The sequence below is a fragment of the Streptomyces sp. AC555_RSS877 genome, assembly GCF_019049245.1.
Taxonomy (GTDB): domain Bacteria; phylum Actinomycetota; class Actinomycetes; order Streptomycetales; family Streptomycetaceae; genus Streptomyces.
In genome coordinates this window covers 1-374 of sequence record NZ_JAGMUK010000150.1, presented here as the reverse complement: position 1 = coordinate 374, position 374 = coordinate 1, and the positions used below count along the sequence as shown (strand labels likewise).

The 374-nt window shown below is 67.1% G+C and carries 1 protein-coding gene; it reads left to right on the top strand.

Annotated features, from left to right (window positions below):
• Window positions 1-374: HAMP domain-containing protein (locus KUM49_RS37890; protein WP_217241513.1), on the top strand; the 374-nt coding region annotated here is incomplete at both ends.

Genomic DNA, 374 nt, shown 5'->3' with positions numbered 1-374 from the left:
AGGGCGACCTGTCGCAGAAGATCACCGTCGACGCCCGCGGCGAGATCCTGGAGCTGAAGAACACCATCAACACGATGGTCGACCAGCTCTCCGCCTTCGCCGACGAGGTCACCCGCGTCGCCCGCGAGGTCGGCACCGAGGGACGGCTCGGCGGACAGGCCGACGTCAAGGGCGTCAAGGGCACCTGGCGCGACCTCACCGACTCGGTGAACTTCATGGCCGGCAACCTCACCTCCCAGGTGCGCAACGTCGCCCAGGTGGCGACCGCCGTGGCCAAGGGCGACCTGTCGCAGAAGATCACCGTCGACGCCCGCGGCGAGATCCTGGAGCTGAAGAACACCATCAACACGATGGTCGACCAGCTCTCCGCCTTC